1 protein-coding gene is annotated in these 1462 nt (G+C 31.9%); it reads left to right on the top strand.

The genetic code is table 11. The features are described 5' to 3' along the window. The first annotated feature begins 466 nt into the window (after positions 1–466). On the top strand, positions 467–1414 hold the full coding sequence (gene deoR, locus KI369_RS26725) for a DNA-binding transcriptional repressor DeoR (protein ID WP_212958541.1): 948 nt from the start codon (positions 467–469) through the stop codon (positions 1412–1414). The last annotated feature ends 48 nt before the right edge of the window (positions 1415–1462 follow it).

Below are 1462 nucleotides of genomic sequence, written 5' to 3'. Positions count from 1 at the left end.
TAAAGTTTCACTTTATTTGGTGTTCTCATTTTTAAGGAGAAAAAGTGTTTTAAGGCTTTTTTAGTTTATTTAAACGAAAGTTCACTTTGTTTCTGTTCTTAAGTTGATGGGAATGGGTCACCATCAAAATGCAAATTTCGCACGCTAAGGAATTTCTATGTTAATAAACTTGGTTTTACCGTAAATTAAGGAAGCTCCATAAACGATATTTGATGTTTGTTATTGAATGGCTTTGTTATCGTTACTACAGAAAAAGCAAAAAAGAATGAATTGCATATAAATCGATTTATATGTTTCAAGTGTATTTATATTGAGTTTGTAAATCTACACAATAAGATTTCATTGTATATAATAAGTGTAATAGAAGTTCAGTTAGATAAAATTCATTAGTCGAAATTTCTTGCATAAAGCTGTATAATGCTTGTAACGAAAAGGAAATACAGGAAAGGATATGTAATAAGTTACTATGGATAAAGATAAACAACAGTTAAGCGTTGAAGTTGCAAGATTATATTATCAATCAGATTATAGTCAGCAAGAAATTGCTAACAAATTAAATATTTCAAGGCCGACTATCTCTAGACTATTAAAGTACGCGAAAGAAAAAGGATTTGTTCAAATTAGTATAGCTGATCCATTTGCTGATTTAGATAACGTTGGAAATTTACTGAAAGAAAAGTATAACTTGCTAGAAGCACATGTTGTATTTTCACCAGTGCCAGAATATGCAACGATTACAGAGTATATTAGTAAATATGCAGCTGAGTATATGGAAAAGACGGTTAAAAACGGTGATATCGTTGGTGTAAGCTGGGGAATGACGATGTATGAAATCGCTAGAAAAATCGTACCACAACATGTAAAAGGGGTAGAAGTTGTCCAGCTAAAAGGTGGTATTAGTCATTCGAGTGTAAACACATATGCGAATGAGACAATTGCTTTATTTGCAGATGCTTTTCAAACGACGCCAAGAAATTTACCACTACCAGTAATATTTGATAATGCAGTGACAAAAGAATTAGTAGAGCAGGATCGACATATTCATCATATTATTGAAATGGGGAAACAAGCGAATATTGCAATTTTTACTGTAGGGACAGTGCGAGACGAAGCACTATTATTCCGACTAGGTTATTTTGATAAGGATGAAACAAGTTTACTCAAAAAACAATCGGTCGGTGACATTTGTTCACGTTTCTTTGATGGAGACGGAAATATTAGTAGCGAAGAAATTAATCAGCGCACAATTGGAATTGAGTTAGAGGAACTGAAATTAAAGAAACGCTCTATTTTAGTTGCCGGTGGTAATAGAAAAATAAAATCAATTGATGGTGCATTACGTGGTGGATATGCAAATGTATTAATTATCGATCAGCATACGGCTAAAGAATTGTTACATTATCAAAAAGGTTAAAAATAAAAGGCTTTCTCAAGATATTAATTTTGAGAAAGCCTTTTATTT

The organism is Bacillus sanguinis (assembly GCF_018332475.1).
Taxonomy (GTDB): Bacteria; Bacillota; Bacilli; order Bacillales; family Bacillaceae_G; genus Bacillus_A; species Bacillus_A sanguinis.
Note: the sequence above shows the minus strand (reverse complement) of the source record. Positions and strands in the feature narration are given on the sequence as shown.

Bases quoted from the DNA above. Each gene is read 5' to 3' on its own strand.
- deoR (WP_212958541.1), top strand. From the start codon at position 467: ATGGATAAAGATAAACAACAGTTAAGCGTTGAAGTTGCAAGATTATAT.